This is a genomic window from Cobetia crustatorum, from assembly GCF_000591415.1.
Taxonomy (GTDB): domain Bacteria; phylum Pseudomonadota; class Gammaproteobacteria; order Pseudomonadales; family Halomonadaceae; genus Cobetia; species Cobetia crustatorum.
This window is the reverse complement of sequence record NZ_JEMF01000121.1, coordinates 1-15,785: the sequence shown is the minus strand read 5'-3', so window position 1 is coordinate 15,785 and position 15,785 is coordinate 1. Positions and strand designations below refer to the sequence as shown.

Annotated in this window: 10 protein-coding genes and 2 pseudogenes; 6 read left to right on the top strand and 6 right to left on the bottom strand. The window is 60.1% G+C overall.

The window, feature by feature from the left end; genetic code table 11:
• Positions 1 to 79: 79 nt before the first annotated feature.
• From BF12_RS20820 to BF12_RS0117275, 3 genes are all read right to left on the bottom strand, one after another.
• Positions 80 to 2,269 (bottom strand): FAD-binding and (Fe-S)-binding domain-containing protein, encoded by a 2,190-nt coding sequence (locus tag BF12_RS20820; RefSeq protein WP_345917456.1) that lies wholly within the window; start codon positions 2,267 to 2,269, stop codon positions 80 to 82.
• Complete coding sequence (locus tag BF12_RS23500; protein ID WP_345917455.1) at positions 2,227 to 3,003, bottom strand: FAD-binding oxidoreductase; 777 nt, start codon at positions 3,001 to 3,003, stop codon at positions 2,227 to 2,229. The genes BF12_RS20820 and BF12_RS23500 overlap by 43 nt, the downstream gene beginning before the upstream one ends.
• A gap of 96 nt (positions 3,004 to 3,099) precedes the next feature.
• Positions 3,100 to 4,806 (bottom strand): L-lactate permease, encoded by a 1,707-nt coding sequence (locus BF12_RS0117275; protein ID WP_024953356.1) that lies wholly within the window; start codon positions 4,804 to 4,806, stop codon positions 3,100 to 3,102.
• A 424-nt stretch (positions 4,807 to 5,230) separates the two neighbouring features.
• Here BF12_RS0117275 and BF12_RS20815 point away from each other — a divergent pair.
• The 4 genes and pseudogenes from BF12_RS20815 (at position 5,231) to BF12_RS0117255 (ending at position 9,915) form a co-directional block, all read left to right on the top strand.
• Positions 5,231 to 6,000, top strand: a pseudogene (locus BF12_RS20815) (FCD domain-containing protein).
• Positions 5,997 to 7,262 (top strand): cache domain-containing protein, encoded by a 1,266-nt coding sequence (locus BF12_RS20810; RefSeq protein ID WP_051511139.1) that lies wholly within the window; start codon positions 5,997 to 5,999, stop codon positions 7,260 to 7,262. The pseudogene BF12_RS20815 and the gene BF12_RS20810 overlap by 4 nt, the downstream one beginning before the upstream one ends.
• Before the next feature lie 137 nt (positions 7,263 to 7,399).
• Positions 7,400 to 8,446 (top strand): sensor histidine kinase, encoded by a 1,047-nt coding sequence (locus BF12_RS20805; protein ID WP_051511137.1) that lies wholly within the window; start codon positions 7,400 to 7,402, stop codon positions 8,444 to 8,446.
• Between the two features lie 29 nt (positions 8,447 to 8,475).
• Positions 8,476 to 9,915, top strand: coding sequence for a sigma-54-dependent transcriptional regulator (locus BF12_RS0117255; RefSeq protein ID WP_024953354.1), 1,440 nt, complete (start codon positions 8,476 to 8,478; stop codon positions 9,913 to 9,915).
• Positions 9,916 to 9,974: 59 nt separating this feature from the next.
• Here the strand turns inward: BF12_RS0117255 and BF12_RS0117250 are convergent, their stop codons facing one another.
• The 3 genes from BF12_RS0117250 to BF12_RS0117240 all read right to left on the bottom strand — a co-directional run bounded on the left by BF12_RS0117250 (position 9,975) and on the right by BF12_RS0117240 (position 12,929).
• A complete protein-coding gene (locus BF12_RS0117250; RefSeq protein ID WP_024953353.1) occupies positions 9,975 to 10,682 on the bottom strand; it encodes a metal-dependent hydrolase in 708 nt (235 codons plus the stop codon).
• Between the two features lie 289 nt (positions 10,683 to 10,971).
• Complete coding sequence (locus tag BF12_RS0117245) at positions 10,972 to 11,514, bottom strand: gamma carbonic anhydrase family protein (RefSeq protein ID WP_024953352.1); 543 nt, start codon at positions 11,512 to 11,514, stop codon at positions 10,972 to 10,974.
• A gap of 71 nt (positions 11,515 to 11,585) precedes the next feature.
• Positions 11,586 to 12,929, bottom strand: a complete 1,344-nt coding sequence (locus BF12_RS0117240; RefSeq protein ID WP_024953351.1) for a sodium-dependent transporter — start codon at positions 12,927 to 12,929, stop codon at positions 11,586 to 11,588.
• A 310-nt stretch (positions 12,930 to 13,239) separates the two neighbouring features.
• On the opposite strand from BF12_RS0117240, the pseudogene prlC reads away from it, so the two are divergent.
• Positions 13,240 to 15,287: pseudogene (prlC, locus tag BF12_RS20800) on the top strand (oligopeptidase A).
• Between the two features lie 200 nt (positions 15,288 to 15,487).
• On the top strand, positions 15,488 to 15,739 hold the full coding sequence (locus BF12_RS0117230; RefSeq protein ID WP_024953350.1) for a YheV family putative zinc ribbon protein: 252 nt from the start codon (positions 15,488 to 15,490) through the stop codon (positions 15,737 to 15,739).
• The last annotated feature ends 46 nt before the right edge of the window (positions 15,740 to 15,785 follow it).

Here is a 15,785-nt window from a genome sequence, read left to right as displayed (position 1 = left end):
ATGCGTACTTTACGCACCGGACCGGTTCAGCGCAAGGCCTTTTGGGAAGAAATGTCACACTTCTGTCAGAAAGTGATAATCAGAGCCTCGCCGCGGGTCTGGACGCCCTATCTACCAGGCCGAGAATGGATTGATAACTCAGCCCCGAGTGCTCGCTGAGCCCTATCTCGCAGGTGCGTGAATTCGAGACACCGTAGTCACAGCCTGCGACCTCACTCCTTAAATCCTTGAGAGCAGAGGCGTTCAACTCTGGCGTCGAGAAGCCCTTGTCACCGGCAAAGCCACAGCAGGTGATCTCTTCAGGCACGACTATCTCCTGTGCACAGCGACGGGCGAGCTCTATAAACCGGTCCGCCAGCCCCATCCGCACGCTGGAGCAGGTGATATGGACAGCCACCCTGTCAGCCAGTGGCTCAATCGTGAGATGCGGCAATAGATAGTCGAGCACCAACTCCACTGGCTCCACCAATGTGAGCACAACCTCGAGGTGCTCCTGCGCATAGGCCTGAGCCTGAGCCAAGCACGGACTGGTATCACAGAAGATAGGCAGGCGACCGCCGTCACTGGCAGTGACCAGCGCCGCAGCCAGCTCAGCAGCCTTGCCATCACCTGCCTCAAACTGACCCTTGGACTGAAATGCCATGCCACAACACAGGCTATCCACTCCCTGCGGCACCACTACCTCGAAGCCCGCCTTATCCATCAGCGCCAGTGCCATCTCGGTTACGCTGCGTGCATCACGATCCTCGCGAGCAGCGCCAAACACGCGCGTGGCACAGGAAGGGAAGTAGACGACATGGCCACTGGGTGCATCACTGCGTCCAAGCGGCTGCGCCAAGTGCTTTATATAGGGGCGCGGCGCGTTGGCGGGCATGCTCGGTGTCCATTGCTGTACCTGACCACCCGAGCACTTGCGCGCCATATCACTCAGGCGTTGCATGTTACGCGCTCCCAGTATGCCATTCAGTCCATCTGCCAGCCTGAGCACGCCACGCATGCCACTAGTGACGCGCGTGAAGTGCTCACCCGTCCAGCGCGCGACCTTTACCTTGCCGGGATGCGCATCACCGGCATTCTCGTCGTGACGCAGACCGCGAATCAGATCACCTGTGTTGATGCCGACCGGACACTGCGTCGCACACAATCCATCACCGGCGCAGGTCTCCATACCTTGATAGGCATAATCCTTCTTGAGCGCCGTCAGCAGAGAAAGCTGTTCGGCATCGGGAGCCTCGAGCGCTGTCAGTCGCGCAATCTCGCGACGGATGACGATACGTTGCCGTGGCGTCAGGCTGAGATTCTTCGAGGGGCACACTGATTCACAGAAGCCACATTCGATGCAACGGTCCACCAGTGGGTCCGCCGCCGGCAGTGGCTTGAGGTTTTCCAGATGCAGTCGCGCATTGCGACTCAGAATCACGTCAGGATTGAGCAGGTTGTCCGGATCGAAAGCCGCCTTGATACGCCACATCAGCGCATAGGCATCCGTGCCCCACTCAAGTTCGACGTAAGGTGCCATGTTGCGTCCCGTACCATGCTCGGCCTTGAGCGAGCCGCCATATTCCTGCCCGACCAGCTGTGCCACCTCGTCCATCAATCCCTGATAGCGCTCCACCTCGCCATCGCGCTCGAATCCCTGCGGGAAGACGAAATGCAGATTGCCCTCCAGTGCATGGCCGAACAGGATCGCTTCGGGATATCCGTGACGCTGGAAGATCTCCGTCAGCGCACCGACGCCCTCCGCCAATCGTTCGATAGGGAAGGCGACATCTTCGATGATCACGGTCGTGCCGACATCACGCACTGCACCGACGGCCGGGAAGAGGCCTTTGCGGATTTTCCAGTAAAGCGCATAGCGCGCGGGGTCCTGAGTGAAGCCCCATGGCTCGCAGGTAGCGATATCCGCAAGTACTCGTCCTACCTCCGTCATGCGAGCCTCAAGCTCATGTAGCTGCGTACCGCGTACATCAATCAACAGTGCGACCGAGGCTTCCGGCAGCTGACGCAGCACCTCCGGCATGCCCGGTTCGTTCTCGACCGAACGCAGCGCAGCGCGGTCCATCAACTCCACGGCTGCAACCGGTGCCTGCTTGAGCAGCATGGTGGCACGACAGGCCGCATCGATATTCGGGTAATAGACGAGCGCGGCAGCCTTGTGCGCCTCCTCGACTACCGTGCGATAGGTAATGGACGCAATGAAGCCCAGCGTCCCTTCCGATCCGATCATCAGGTGCTTGAGAATCTCGAGGCCATCGACATAGTCAACCAACGCATTGAGCTATAGCCGGTGGTGTTCTTGAGGCGATACTTGTGACGAATGCGCTCTGCCAGCGGCGTATCGTGACGTATCTCATCCGCCATCTTTTCCAGTGACGCCAGCAACGTCGCGTGACTTTTACGGAAGGCTGCCACGCTATGGCGGTCTGCCGTATCCAGGCAACTACCATCCGCAAGAATGACGCGCATGTCTTCGACGGTACGATAACTGTTATGTGCTGTGCCGCAGCACATGCCCGACGCATTGTTGGCCGCGATGCCACCGATCATGCAGCTATTGATGGAGGCGGGATCGGGCCCGATCTTGCGTCCGAAAGGTGCCAGCAACTGATTGGCCCGTGCACCAATGACTCCCGGCTGCAGCCGAATGCGATTGCCTTGCTCGAGAATCTCGACACCACGCCACTCTCCCCCCAGCTGAATCAACACTGAATCCGTTACCGCCTGCCCTGACAGCGATGTTCCTGCCGCACGGAACGTGACCGGCAGCTTGCGCACACGACATTCGCGCAGCACATGGCCCAACTCCTGCTCATCGTGAACGCGCACCACCAGCTTCGGAATCAACCGATAGAAGCTGGCATCCGTGCCATACGCCAAAGTGCGCAGTGCATCATGGATCAAGCGCTCATCAGGGATATGGAGCGATAGCGCCTCACGCAGTGCCCGATAGGCGTCAGCCCGCTCGGCCATCAGAGACACATCGATCGGGGCAGCGGCAGTCATGGCTAGCCTCTCCTTATATACAGTTACGAATTCGGAAGGCCTGGCCCGAGGCGCTGCATTCCCTGAACAGTCAGCGCAGCGCCTCGGGCCCAATGCCTAGAGAGACAACGGATCACTTACTCCGATCAGGTGGAAGGCCAGCATTCCCAGCACACCCGAAGCGAGTAGATAGTAGGCCGTCGGAATGGCGGTCATGCGTAGTGTCCGTCCTTCACGTCCAAGCAGGCCGACAGTCGCCGATGCCGCCACGACATTATGGATGGCAATCATGTTACCTGCCGCAGCCCCCACCGCCTGCAGCGCCACCATCAGTGCACCGGACAAGCCAAGCTGCGTTGCCACGTTGAACTGGAACTGCGACAGCATCATGTTGGAAACGGTGTTGGAGCCCGCAATGAAAGCGCCCATCGCGCCAATGGTTGACGCGAACAGCGGATACATCTGCCCTAGTCCATCAGAGACGACGTTGGCCATCATCACCGGCATCGAGGCCAGATCATTCAGATTGACGCCGGAGTTGATCAGGATACGCACCATCGGAATGGTGAAGATCAACACGAAACCGGCACCGAGCAGCGTGCGCCACGACTCACTGGCTGCAGCCACCAATTGACGCCCCTGCATGCGATGCAGTACCAGCGTGATCAGTGCCACAAACACCATGATGCCGCCCGGCAGATACAGCGGCTGCACCGAGCCGGAAATCCCGCTCGCTCCCAGAAAATCCGTCACACTGAACTGCACACTGACCAGCAGCGCCTTGAAGTCTGCCGATACCCGCGATGCCACCAGCAGCAATGCGATCAGACCATACGGTAGCCATGCCAACCACAGCGGCAAGCGACGCGTACCAGCAGCGGCCACCTCGACATCATCACGCTCCAGCTTGAGATCTCCCAGCCAGTGCGTCGGCCATTCGGCTTGTGGCGGAAAGTCCCAGCTGTCCTTCGGCAACAGGAAGCCTGCACGGGCAGCAGGTACCACGATAATCAATCCAACCAATGCCCCGATCAGCGATGGGAATTCCGGACCGAGAAATACACCGGCCGCGACATACGGAAGCGTGAAGCAAAGACCCGCGAACAGGGCAAAGGGAGCAATCGAGAGCCCCTCGGTCCAGCTTTTCTTCGCTCCGAAGAAGCGCGTCATCATGACCGTCATGAAGAGTGGCATCAGCAGGCCGACGATGCCGTGCACGATTGCCACCTCAGAGGTGATCAACTGCAGGAAGACATCCCAGCTGGAATGGTTCGCCAGCAGTTGCTCACCAAGGCCAGCCTTGTCCAGGCCGGCATTCACGCCGATCACGATAGGTGTACCGACCGCGCCAAACGAGACCGGCGTCGACTGAATCATCATCCCCACCATGACTGCTCCCAGTGCAGGGAATCCGATGGCGACCAGCAACGGGGCGGCAATCGCGGCCGGTGTACCAAAGCCTGACGCACCCTCGATGAAACTACCGAACAGCCAGGCAATGATGATCGCCTGCACGCGGCGGTCCGGGCTGATGGTGGTGAAAGCACTGCGAATCACCGCGATCGCCCCGGAATGCTTGAGCGTGTTGAGCAGGAAAATGGCGCCGAAGATGATCCATAGCACCGAGACCGTCACCAGCAAGCCTTGCAGCGTGGACGCCAGAATACGCATCAGCGACATGTGCCATGCAAAGTAGCCGATGGCCGCCGTGACCAGGAAGACCAACGGCATGGCGCGGCGCGCAGGCCAATGCAGGCCGACGAGCAGTACGCCCGCCAGCAGAATAGGGGTAAAGGCCAGCAAGGCCAGGAGGGGCTCGGACATGACGGGGACTCCACAGGCATATTGTTTTGATTGTTGTCTTGGCGCAGTGATGACGAGAACCGTGGGCTTGGCGTACCCAATGGGCGAGAGGCATCTCGCATCAGATAATTGATCTTACCAATTTACCTTGCTGCGCGTCGGCATAATCTAGGCCTCACTCCAAGACAGGTCAAACCCCTTGAAGAATATGCGCAATAGACATTGGTCAAAGCCTATTGGTGGGCGATAATTGGTAATACCAATTATTTGATAGTGCATTCCTTCATGCAGGGCGTGGTTGTCAGCCATATTGGTAAGACCAATGTCTGGCTGTGTGGCCTGCCATCCAAACGCCACACTCGTCGAGATAGTGCCTATAGGCGTCATCGCCACACGCACTGCTTGATCAAAAAGCGCGCATCAACATCGCAGCAAGGACAATCCCATGCGTTATGCCCCCGTTCGCCAGCCTCGTATTGCCGACGTGCTGACCGAACGCCTCGAGAGCATGATTATCGAAGGCAGCCTGAAGCCCGGTGAGCGACTGCCTCCCGAGCGCACGCTCGCCGAGCAGTTCGCTGTATCGCGCCCCTCGGTGCGAGAAGCGATCCAGAAGTTGGCGGCCCGAGGCCTGTTAACCTCGCGCCAAGGCGGAGGCACTTACGTCTCCGAAGCCCTATCACGCGCTTGGTCCGACCCACTCAGCGAATTACTCGGCCGCCATAACGAGTTCAATCTCGACTTGCTGGAGTTTCGCGACGCACTGGAAGGCATCAGCGCCTATTACGCAGCGCTGCGCTCCACCCCTGCCGACAAGGAGATGCTGCGTCAGCGCTTCGAGGCATTGGAGCGCAGTTTCGAGGGACGAAACCCGGAGCTTGAGGCCAGGCTGATGCCGGATTCCACCTCGCCATCGCCGAGGCTGCCCACAACGTGGTGCTACTGCACTCGATGCGCAGCCTGTTCCAGTTGCTGGAAAAGAGCATCGTGGCCAATTTGCGCCATCTGTTCGAGAAGCCGGAATCTCGTCCACGCTTGATTCAGCAGCATCGCGCGCTGTTCGAGGCCATCATGGAAGGGCGCGCCGAAGACGCACGCAACGCCGCGCACGAACATCTGGTTTTCGTTGAGGATTCCCTGCTGGAACTGGAGCGTGCTGAAACCCGCGCCCAACGTGCCTTGCGTCGTGCCCAGGCCATGCCGGATCGCTCATGAAGGCCACCCGTCTGCCGCACATTTGGCGTCTTGCTCTCGCGATAGTCCTGCCACTGGGGCTGATGCTATGTGTGTGGCAGGCGGTGGAGGTGGCGCGTAACCAGGGGATTGAGCGCCTGACTCACGAGGCAGATAACGAGCTACGCTTGACGGCCGCCAGTCTGCGCGGCCAGCTGAGCCGTCACGCCTATCTACCACGATTGGTCGCCGAGAATGATCAATTACGTGCCTTTCTCGATCATCCGGGTGACCCCAGCGCCGAAGTGGCACTCAATCAGCGTCTGGACCGCATGCGGGCGCTCGCTGGCGTATCGGACCTCTATCTGGTGGACGATCGCGGTACCACAATTGCCGCCAGCAACTGGCGCTCGCCTTCCACCTTCATCGGTCAGAATTATCGTTTCCGTCCTTACTGGAAAGACGCCATCGGCGGTGGCGAAGGCCGCTTCTATGGACTCGGCACCAGCTCGGGTGAGCGTGGTTACTTCTTCAGTGCATCGGTCATCAGTCCTTCTGGCCGTCGCGGAGTCGTGGTGGTCAAGGTACAAATCGCCGACCTGGAAGCCAGCTGGCTGGACCAGAATGCCGACATCATGGTCACTGACCCACATGGCGTCATCTTCATCGCCAGCCAACCGTCCATGGTGCTGCATACGTTGGACCCTCTTAGCGAAGCAACGCGCAATCGCCTGCTCGACACCCAGCGCTACGCCAATCAACGCCTGCTCCCCTTGCGCCTCTATCATCGTGAAGCTCTGCCACAGACACTCGAGCGCTTGAATGTCGAGTCTCCGAGTGAGGCTAATGATGACGGCGGTGCTATCACTGAGGTTCGTAATAGCGCCGGTGACAGTTCTCATGACAGCGCTTATGACATCCCCGCCGAGCTGCTGCAGCTAACCCCGGGCGATCTCTGGCGGCATGCCTGGCTGAGTCTGTCGCGCCCGTTGCCGGATATCGGCTGGCGCCTGCATGTGCTCAAGCCTCTCGCCCCGTTACGCGGGGGTATCTGGCAAGCCGCAGGACTAGCGGCGGGGGTCTACGCCTTACTGTGCCTTTTAGCCGGGCTGGGCTGGCAGCGTTTACGTATCCTTCGCGAGCGACAACTGTTTGCGAAGCGTGAACGTCTGAGTCTCGCCGCAAGCCAACAACGCGTACGTGGCATCATCGACCGCACTCGCGCGGGACTGTGCATTCTCGATGAGCACACGCGTCTGGTGTATCTCAATCCCACGGCGGTTGAGCTATTCGGCGCAGCCTGAGCAGCGCGCATCCTCCCAGTGCACGTGAAGGGCGTGATCTGCGCGAATTATTTCTGCCCGCCGAGCGCCAGCAACTCGACTCCCTGACCCGACCACACGCCATCGGGCCATTAGAGCTACATGGCCTACGTGGCGGGATGGCAATCCCGCTGGAGCTATCCTGCTCACCACTGCAAAGCCCCAATGGTGCACGCTGGCTGGTCACGGTCTTCGATGTCAGCGAACGGCGGGCGCAGGCCGAGGCCCTCGCCCAGGCGCGCGATGCCTTTGAGCAACGCGTAGTCGAGCGCACCCGTGACCTCGCCGCCAGCAATGCGCGCCTGAGTGGTGAGGTGGAGGAGCGTACGCGTGCCGAGAGTGAACTGCGCACCACCCGTGATGAGCTGATTCAAACCGCCAAACTGGCAGTACTGGGTGAGCTGGCAGCAGGCATCAATCATGAACTCAATCAGCCACTGGCCGCTATCCGTGCCTATGCCGAGAATGCCACTGCCTTCCTTGCCCGTGGCCAGCATCAACAGGTCGATGCCAATCTGGCGCAGATTACCGAGCTGACCCAGCGCATGGGCGAGATCAGCGCTCAGCTGCGTCAGTTCTCACGCAAGAGCGGAGACCGCCTCGAAGCCGTCGATCTCGCCACCAGTCTCAACTACGCCTTGCGCTTGCTTCACGCGCGCAGCGACATGCTGGGTGTGGTGGTCGAGCTGCAACAGGATGGCCGACCGCTGGATGAGCAGACACCGCCACTCGCGAGTGTGCGTGCTGAGCCCGTCAGACTGGAGCAGGTATTGGTCAATCTGGTCGGTAATGCGTTGGATGCGCTGGCCGGCATGCCAGCCACCTTCCGCCAGCCTCGCATCACCATCACGCTGAGCGAGCAGCAGATGGTGCCCAACGCCTCCCCTCAGATCGTACTGGAAGTACATGACAACGGTCCCGGGCTCGCACCGGCGCAACTCGCGCGTGTCTTCGAGCCTTTCTACACCCAACGCGCCGACGGCCAAGGACTGGGGCTGGGCTTGTCGATCAGTGCTCGTATCGTCAATGACCTCGGGGGCATGCTGGAGGCACATCCTTCACCGCTGGGCGGCGCACTCTTCCGGCTGACACTGCCGGCTGCCCTTCCCGCCATGGCAGCACCGCTATCGCCTACTCTCCCCCCAACACCACAGGAGTCGACATGAGCCCATCACCCGCGCACACCAACGACGCCATGGCCTCATCCGCCGTCATGCAGGTGCTGGTGATTGATGACGAACCGTCTCTACGTGACAGCCTGAGCCAGAGTCTGATGCTGGCCGACTACACCACCCTGCCACTGGCGAGCGCCGAGCAGGCTCTCGAGTTGCTCCGCCGCGACACGCCCTTTTACGGCGTGGTAATTACCGATATCCGCATGCCGGGCATGGACGGCCTGAGTCTGTTGCGTGCTGCGCGTGAGCTGGATGACGAGCTACCGGTGATCGTGATGACCGGCCACGGCGACATCGATACCGCGGTTGCCGCGATGCAGGCCGGCGCCTGGGACTTCATCGAAAAGCCTTTCGATCGAGAGCGCCTGCTGGATGGAGTACGCCGTGCAGTCGCTGCCCGCAGACTGGCGCTGGAGAATCGCTCGCTACGCGAACAGTTGGAGACTCAGCGTAATAGCGCTGGACCACGGCTGGTGGGCAGCAGTGAAGTGATTCAGCGCTTGGATGCTCAGGTGTCACGACTAGCACGCGTGGATGCCGATACGCTGCTGTTTGGCGAAACCGGTGCCGGCAAGGACCGCGTCGCCCGCTGCCTGCACGAACGCAGTGCCCGCGCCAGCAGGCCCTTCGTGGCGCTCAACTGCGGCGGCATGCCAGAGACATTGATCGAGTCGGAGCTGTTCGGCCATGAGAAAGGCGCATTTACCGGTGCCAGCGCACGTCGCATCGGCAAGCTGGAACACGCCGACGGTGGCACCCTGTTTCTCGACGAGATTGAATCGATGCCGTTGTCACTGCAGATCAAGCTGCTGCGTGTCCTGCAGGAGCGCAGTATCGAGCGACTGGGCAGCAATACACCGCACCCGATCGACATTCGCGTAATCGCCGCGACCAAGCGTGATTTGCGTGAGGCCGCCAGCGCCGGTGAATTCCGCGAAGACCTCTACTATCGACTCAATGTCGTCACGCTCTATCTACCGCCCTTGCGTGAACACGCAGAAGACATCCTGCAACTGTTTCGCCACTTCGCGATTCTCGCCAGTGAGCGCACCAGCCTGGAAGTCCCACCCTTGGACGCCACGACACTCCAGGCACTGTTGGCTCACGACTGGCCAGGTAATGTGCGCGAATTGCGCAACTGCGCCGAACGTCATGTGCTGCTCGGCGGACTGGAGGGCAATATCGGTGACAGCATGGCGGAGGGACGCCCCTTGGGCCGCTCGCTAGACCGAGCCACCGAGGAGGTGCCCGCCTCATTGGAAGGCAGCATGACGGCTGCGACTCAAGGCCAGCCCCTGCCAGTACGCATGGAAGCCTTTGAGGCAGCGCTGATTTGTGAGGCACTGGCGGCCTGTCAGGGTCAGGTAGTGATGGCCTGCGAACAGTTGGGCCTGCCGCGCAAGACACTCTACGACAAGCTCAAGAAACATGGCTTGAGTGCCGAACCTTATCGTCGCTAGGCTCCACCGATATCACATGCCGCAATATCACATGCCGCCAAGCTGGAAAACGACAGCCCTTAGATACCGGCCATCAGACGAGACAAACCAGCACCAAAGATAGATAGCGGCACTTGCAGGTGCAGGATATCCACCAGCACCTGCAATGGTGGCAGCCACGGACTCATCGCACCGATCACTATCACCATCGCCAACGAGTTGCCTGGCTGGCGATAATCGAACAGCTTGAAGGCGGTGCCGAAGCTCTTCTTGAGACGCGCCCCCACCATGTCGACGCTATACATCTCGTCGAGCAGCAGGTGAATCATTGCACCGAACAATAGCGCCGCGCCCTGCCACCATGCCTGCTCTTCACTCTGACCGAGCAGATGCAAACTCGCCGCCGTCACGCCCAGTGCACACAGCAGCGACGCCAACAGCGAGTGCCAGATACCGCGATGAACGGTAAAGCGCTTGAAGATCGCGCTGGCGACATAACGCACGCCCATGTAGGTACCGCCGCCCGCCATCAGCAAGGGGCCAGCCAGCAGACGGTCTTGCAGCAATAGCACACAGGCCATGGTGGCCAGCACCGCAAACAGAGTAAACAAGATGCGAATGGCACGCGAGTTGTCGGAATCAATATCCGGCAGAATGCCGCCGAAGGTCGTCAGACCGGCCAGCGGAATGCTATCGACCAGCGACCAGAGGCCGCCCTGCCAACCAGCAGCCGCCACGATGCCGCCCGCAAAGGCAGCAACGGTAATATGGGTACGAAAATTGGCCATGAGATACGGGTCGCGAGCCCTCGCCAAGGTCACTGGACCAGCCACCACGTGCAGGCACTGGATATATGTCCAGATTATGACGCAGTCATTTCATGAAAAACAATGGCTTGTAGGATAATCAACGTTGAGATGACTCCTCCCGCCTCGCGCTCTAGTCTCTTATGGCCCAGATATATACCTGTAAACGCACACTCCCCGTCAGCGCGAGCCAACGGGGAGTGTGCGTTTACAGGCCAGGCGAGCCGCCTGACGAGGTCTCCGGACTAACACCAGAACCTCGTGCCGTGAGCTACTCGGGATAGCCTTCGGCCAGATGCTGATCCTTCAGCTTGACGTAGTTCACTGCCGAATAGGCGAAGAACTCACGTTCACTTTCCTTGATGGGACGCAATGCCCGCGCGGGATTACCGGCGTAGACATGCCCGCCCTCCAGACGCTTGCCCGGCGGCACCAGCGCGCCAGCTGCGATGATGACTTCATCTTCCACTACCACACCATCCATCACGATAGCGCCCATGCCGATCAGCACACGGTCGTGGATGGTGCAGCCATGCAGCACGGCCTTGTGACCAATCGTCACGTCATCTCCGATTTCCAGCGGATAGCCGCCCGGATTGAAATCACTGGCGTGGGTGATGTGCAGCACCGCGCCGTCCTGCACGCTGGTACGCGCGCCAATACGGATACGGTGCATGTCGCCACGAATCACGACCAGCGGCCATACCGAACTGTCATCGCCGAGCGCAACATCGCCCAACACCACACTGGTGGGGTCGATGAAAACCCGTTCGCCAAGACGCGGCGTCAAGCCCTTGAAGGATCGAATGCTCATGCTTTACCTCCTGATTTAGGCGCCCAGACTACTGCCAGAAAGCGCTTGGCGCCAATCCCGTGCTTCAGCGATCACTTGAGGAAGCTCCATGCCAGCACGACCAGCACCAGCGGAATCGAGACCCAGCGCAATACTCCCCGCCAGACGCGGAAGAAGCGCCGCGACGTCCCCAGCCCCGCCAGTGCCAGATGCTGCGGCATCACCCAAGCCGCGAAGATCGCGATCAACAGCCCGCCGACCGGCAGAAAGAAGTCAGGCGGAATCGTCGTCACCAGGTCAAAGAAGTTCATCTCACCTAGCACATGCACGTCCTTCAGGCTGGAGAATGACAATACGGACAACAGCCCCGCTGCCCACACACAGATACCCACGACCAGCGCCGCACGACGACGTGTCAGTCCCCAGCCTTCCAGCACCTCGACGATGGGCTCGGCGATATTGATTGAGCTGGTCCAGGTCGCCAGCAACAGCAGCAGGAAGAATAACGACAACAGCAGTGCGCCACCGGGCAGGTTGGCAAAGGCGATCGGCAAACTGACGAACATCAAGCCGGGGCCAGACGCGGGGTCCATACCCTGACTGAAAACGGCGGCAAAGATGGCGATACCCGCCAGCAGTGCCACGCCGATATCCAGTGCTGCAACCGCCACAGCGGCTGTCGGTAGGCTCTGGCGCTCCGGCATATAAGCACCATATGCCATCAGTGCGCAGGCACCGACGGCCAGCGTGAAGAAGGCATGCCCCATCGCATTGAGCACCACATCCAGCGTAATCGCCTCCGGATTGGGCATGAACAGCCAGCTGAGCGCAGGGCCAAAGCCGGGCGTGCTGACGCTGTAACCTGCCAACGCCAGCAACAGCACGTAGAGCATCGGCATCATCAGGTTGTTGAGGCGTTCAAGCCCGGAGGAGATACCCGCCGCAACCACGCTCATGGTCATCAACATGAACAGGGTGTGGTTGAAGGTCATCGAAATCGGATCATCAAGGAAGCCATTGAACGCCGCGCCGACCTGCGGCGGCGTCATGCCACTGAAATCGCCCTTGAGCGAATCCACCAGATATTCGATCGACCAGCCCGACACCACCGAATAGAACGACAGGATGAAAAACATGGTGAGCGCGCCGAATAGCCCCAACCAACGCCAATGAGGTGAGCTGCCGCCCGCAGTGGCCAGATAGGCCAGCGCCTGCATCGGCCCACGGCGTCCGGCACGCCCGATCATGATTTCAGCCATCATCACCGGCAGCCCCAGCAATACGACGAAGCCAATGTAGAGCAACAAAAACGCCGAGCCGCCGTTCTCGCCGGTCATGTAAGGGAAACGCCAGATGTTGCCCAACCCGACGGCGGCGCCGGTCACTGCCAGAATGAAGGCCCGGCGGCTGCCCCAGCGTTCGGTGGTTTCGCTCATGTCTGCTCTCGTGGTCAAGGGACGGTGATGAAGAGGTGTGATCCAGTAACAATGATCAAGGGCTGCAAGATAGCAGCCGCGCGGGTCAGGGCCAATGCGACGCGTACGTCTGAGCGATGCTCATGCCAACGCTCATGCCAGTCACCCTCTCAGGCGCCCCTATCACGTCGATAGATTGAATAACGCGCGCATAGGCCTCACATTCAGGGTATCCCCGCGGCAACGGTGGTCATGTTTTCAAATGCACATCAGTGCATGGCACTTTTTATCTCTCCCCGCTGCCGCTCATCTGAATAGCGTGAGGTATCGCATGTCGATCAATCCCCTGCTGGAACACAACACTCTGCCGCCCTTTGATAGCCTGAAGGCCGAGCACGTCGAGTCCGCGATCAGCGAGCTGCTGGAGCATAACCAGCAGGAGATGGAGCGTCTGATCGACGCCACGCGCGACGATACGCGCTGGGACAACTTCGCGGCGCCATTGGAAGCTCTAGGTGATCGCCTCAGTCAGGCGTGGTCGCCAGTCTCGCACCTCAATTCGACCATGAATTCACCTGAGCTGCGTGAAGCCTATCAAGCCTGTCTCGCCAAGCTGTCGGCCTACTCCACCTGGGTCGGTCAGAACAGTGATCTGGCAGCGGCGTATCAGCGTCTGGCAGACAGCAGCGAGTTCTCGACTCTCGATGAAGCGCAACAGAAGGCGATCACCAACAGCCTGCGCGACTTCCGTCTCGCCGGTGTCGATCTGCCGGACGACAAGAAGCAGCGTTATGGCGAGATCCAGGCGCGCCTGTCGGAGCTGTCCAACACCTTCTCCAACCATGTGCTGGATGCCACCCAGGCCTGGCACAAGGATGTCGAGGAAGAGGCGCTGACGGGCGTGCCGGAAAGCGGCCTCGCGGCGCTCAAGGCCAACGCTGAAGCGAAAGGGCTGGAAGGCTATCGTATCACTCTCGACTTCCCGAGCTTCTTCCCCGTGCTCAGCTACGCCGACAATCGCGAGCTGCGCGAAGAGGTCTATACCGCCTTCGTGACACGTGCCTCCGACAAGGGACCGCAGTCGGGTGATTACGATAACGGCCCGGTGATCGAAGAGATTCTGGCACTGCGTCAGGAGCTGGCAGGACTGATCGGCTTTGACGACTATGCTTCCCTGTCGCTGGCGACCAAGATGGCGGACTCGCCGGCTCAGGTCATCGCCTTCCTTGATGATCTGGCGACCCGAGCGGTGCCGCAAGCGCGTGAAGAATTCAACGAGCTGGCCGCCTACGCCACCGAGAGTCTCGGTATTGATGACCTGCAGCCGTGGGATGTCGGTTTTGCCAGCGAGAAACTGCGCGAATCACGCTACGCAATCAACCAAGAACAGCTACGCCCTTACTTCCCGGCGCCGCAAGCATCGATGGCCTGTTTGAAGTGGTCAATCGCCTCTACGGCATTACATTCAAGCAGCGCGACGTATCGGTATGGCACGCAGACGTGAGCTACTACGAAGTGCTGGAAGATGGCGCGCCGATCGCCGGTTTCTATCTCGATCTCTATTCACGCGAAGGCAAGCGTGGCGGTGCGTGGATGGACGAGTGCCGCGTACGTCGCCGCCGTGAAGATGGCAGCCTGCAGTTACCGGTCGCCTACCTGACCTGCAACTTCACCCGTCCGGTGGGCGAGCGTCCGGCACTGCTGACGCACGATGAAGTAGTCACGCTGTTCCACGAATTCGGCCACGGTCTGCACCACATGCTGACCCGTCAGGAAGTCGCCGAAGTCTCCGGCATCAATGGCGTGGCGTGGGACGCCGTCGAGCTGCCTAGCCAGTTCATGGAAAACTTCTGCTACGAACGTGAAGGCCTTGACCTGATCGCGCGTCACGTCGATACCGGCGACCGCCTGCCGGATGACCTGCTCGAACGCCTGCAGGCTGCACGTAACTTCCAGGCCGCGATGACCATGGTTCGCCAGCTGGAGTTCTCGCTGTTCGACTTCCGCCTGCACCACGAACTCGACAAGCCGTCCGCGACAGAAGTTCAGGCACTACTCGACGAAGTTCGCGGCAAGGTTGCCGTAGTGCCGCACGTCGATTTCAACCGCTTCCAGAATGGCTTCAGCCATATCTTTGCTGGCGGCTACGCGGCGGGCTACTACAGCTACAAATGGGCAGAAGTCCTGTCAGCCGATGTCTTCAGCGCCTTTGAGGAAAGCGCCGTCTTCGATACGGCAACAGGCCTGCGCTTCCGGGAAGAAGTCCTGGCACGCGGTGGCTCACGTGATGCCGCCGAGCTGTTCCGTGCCTTCCGTGGCCGTGATCCGCAGGTCGATGCTCTGCTGCGTCACTCTGGTATCGGTGCGCAAGCGGCCTGATCAAGAGCCATGCACCCGCCAGTACGTCTACACGCCCCTGACCTTTATCGGTCGGGGGCGTATCATATGGGGCATTGAATACCCTGTCCGATCCTGACCATCCGTATGATCTGCCCGCCAGCCTCGTACCTGCCTGAGGTTGATCCAGAGCTGACTGATACTGGCCCGACTGACACTGACCTGACTAAATAGGAGGCTCCATGTCTGCCATCAAGCGCTTCATCGCTGGCGCCGTCTGCCCGCGCTGCGGAGAAATGGACCGCCTGCGCACCTGGGAGCAGCACGACACGCGTTACCGTGACTGCGTATCCTGTGACTTCTTCGAACAGCAGGCCATAGAGGAACCGCCAACGCTGGCCGAGATCGCCACACGGGTCAATGCGCCGCGCGAGGCACCGGCAGTCGGCGAGGTTCAGCCGGTCAGAATCCTCGACCCCGGTAAACGTCACTGATGCCTGAATGGATAAGCTGTCGCTGATAATGAACCATGAAAAAGCC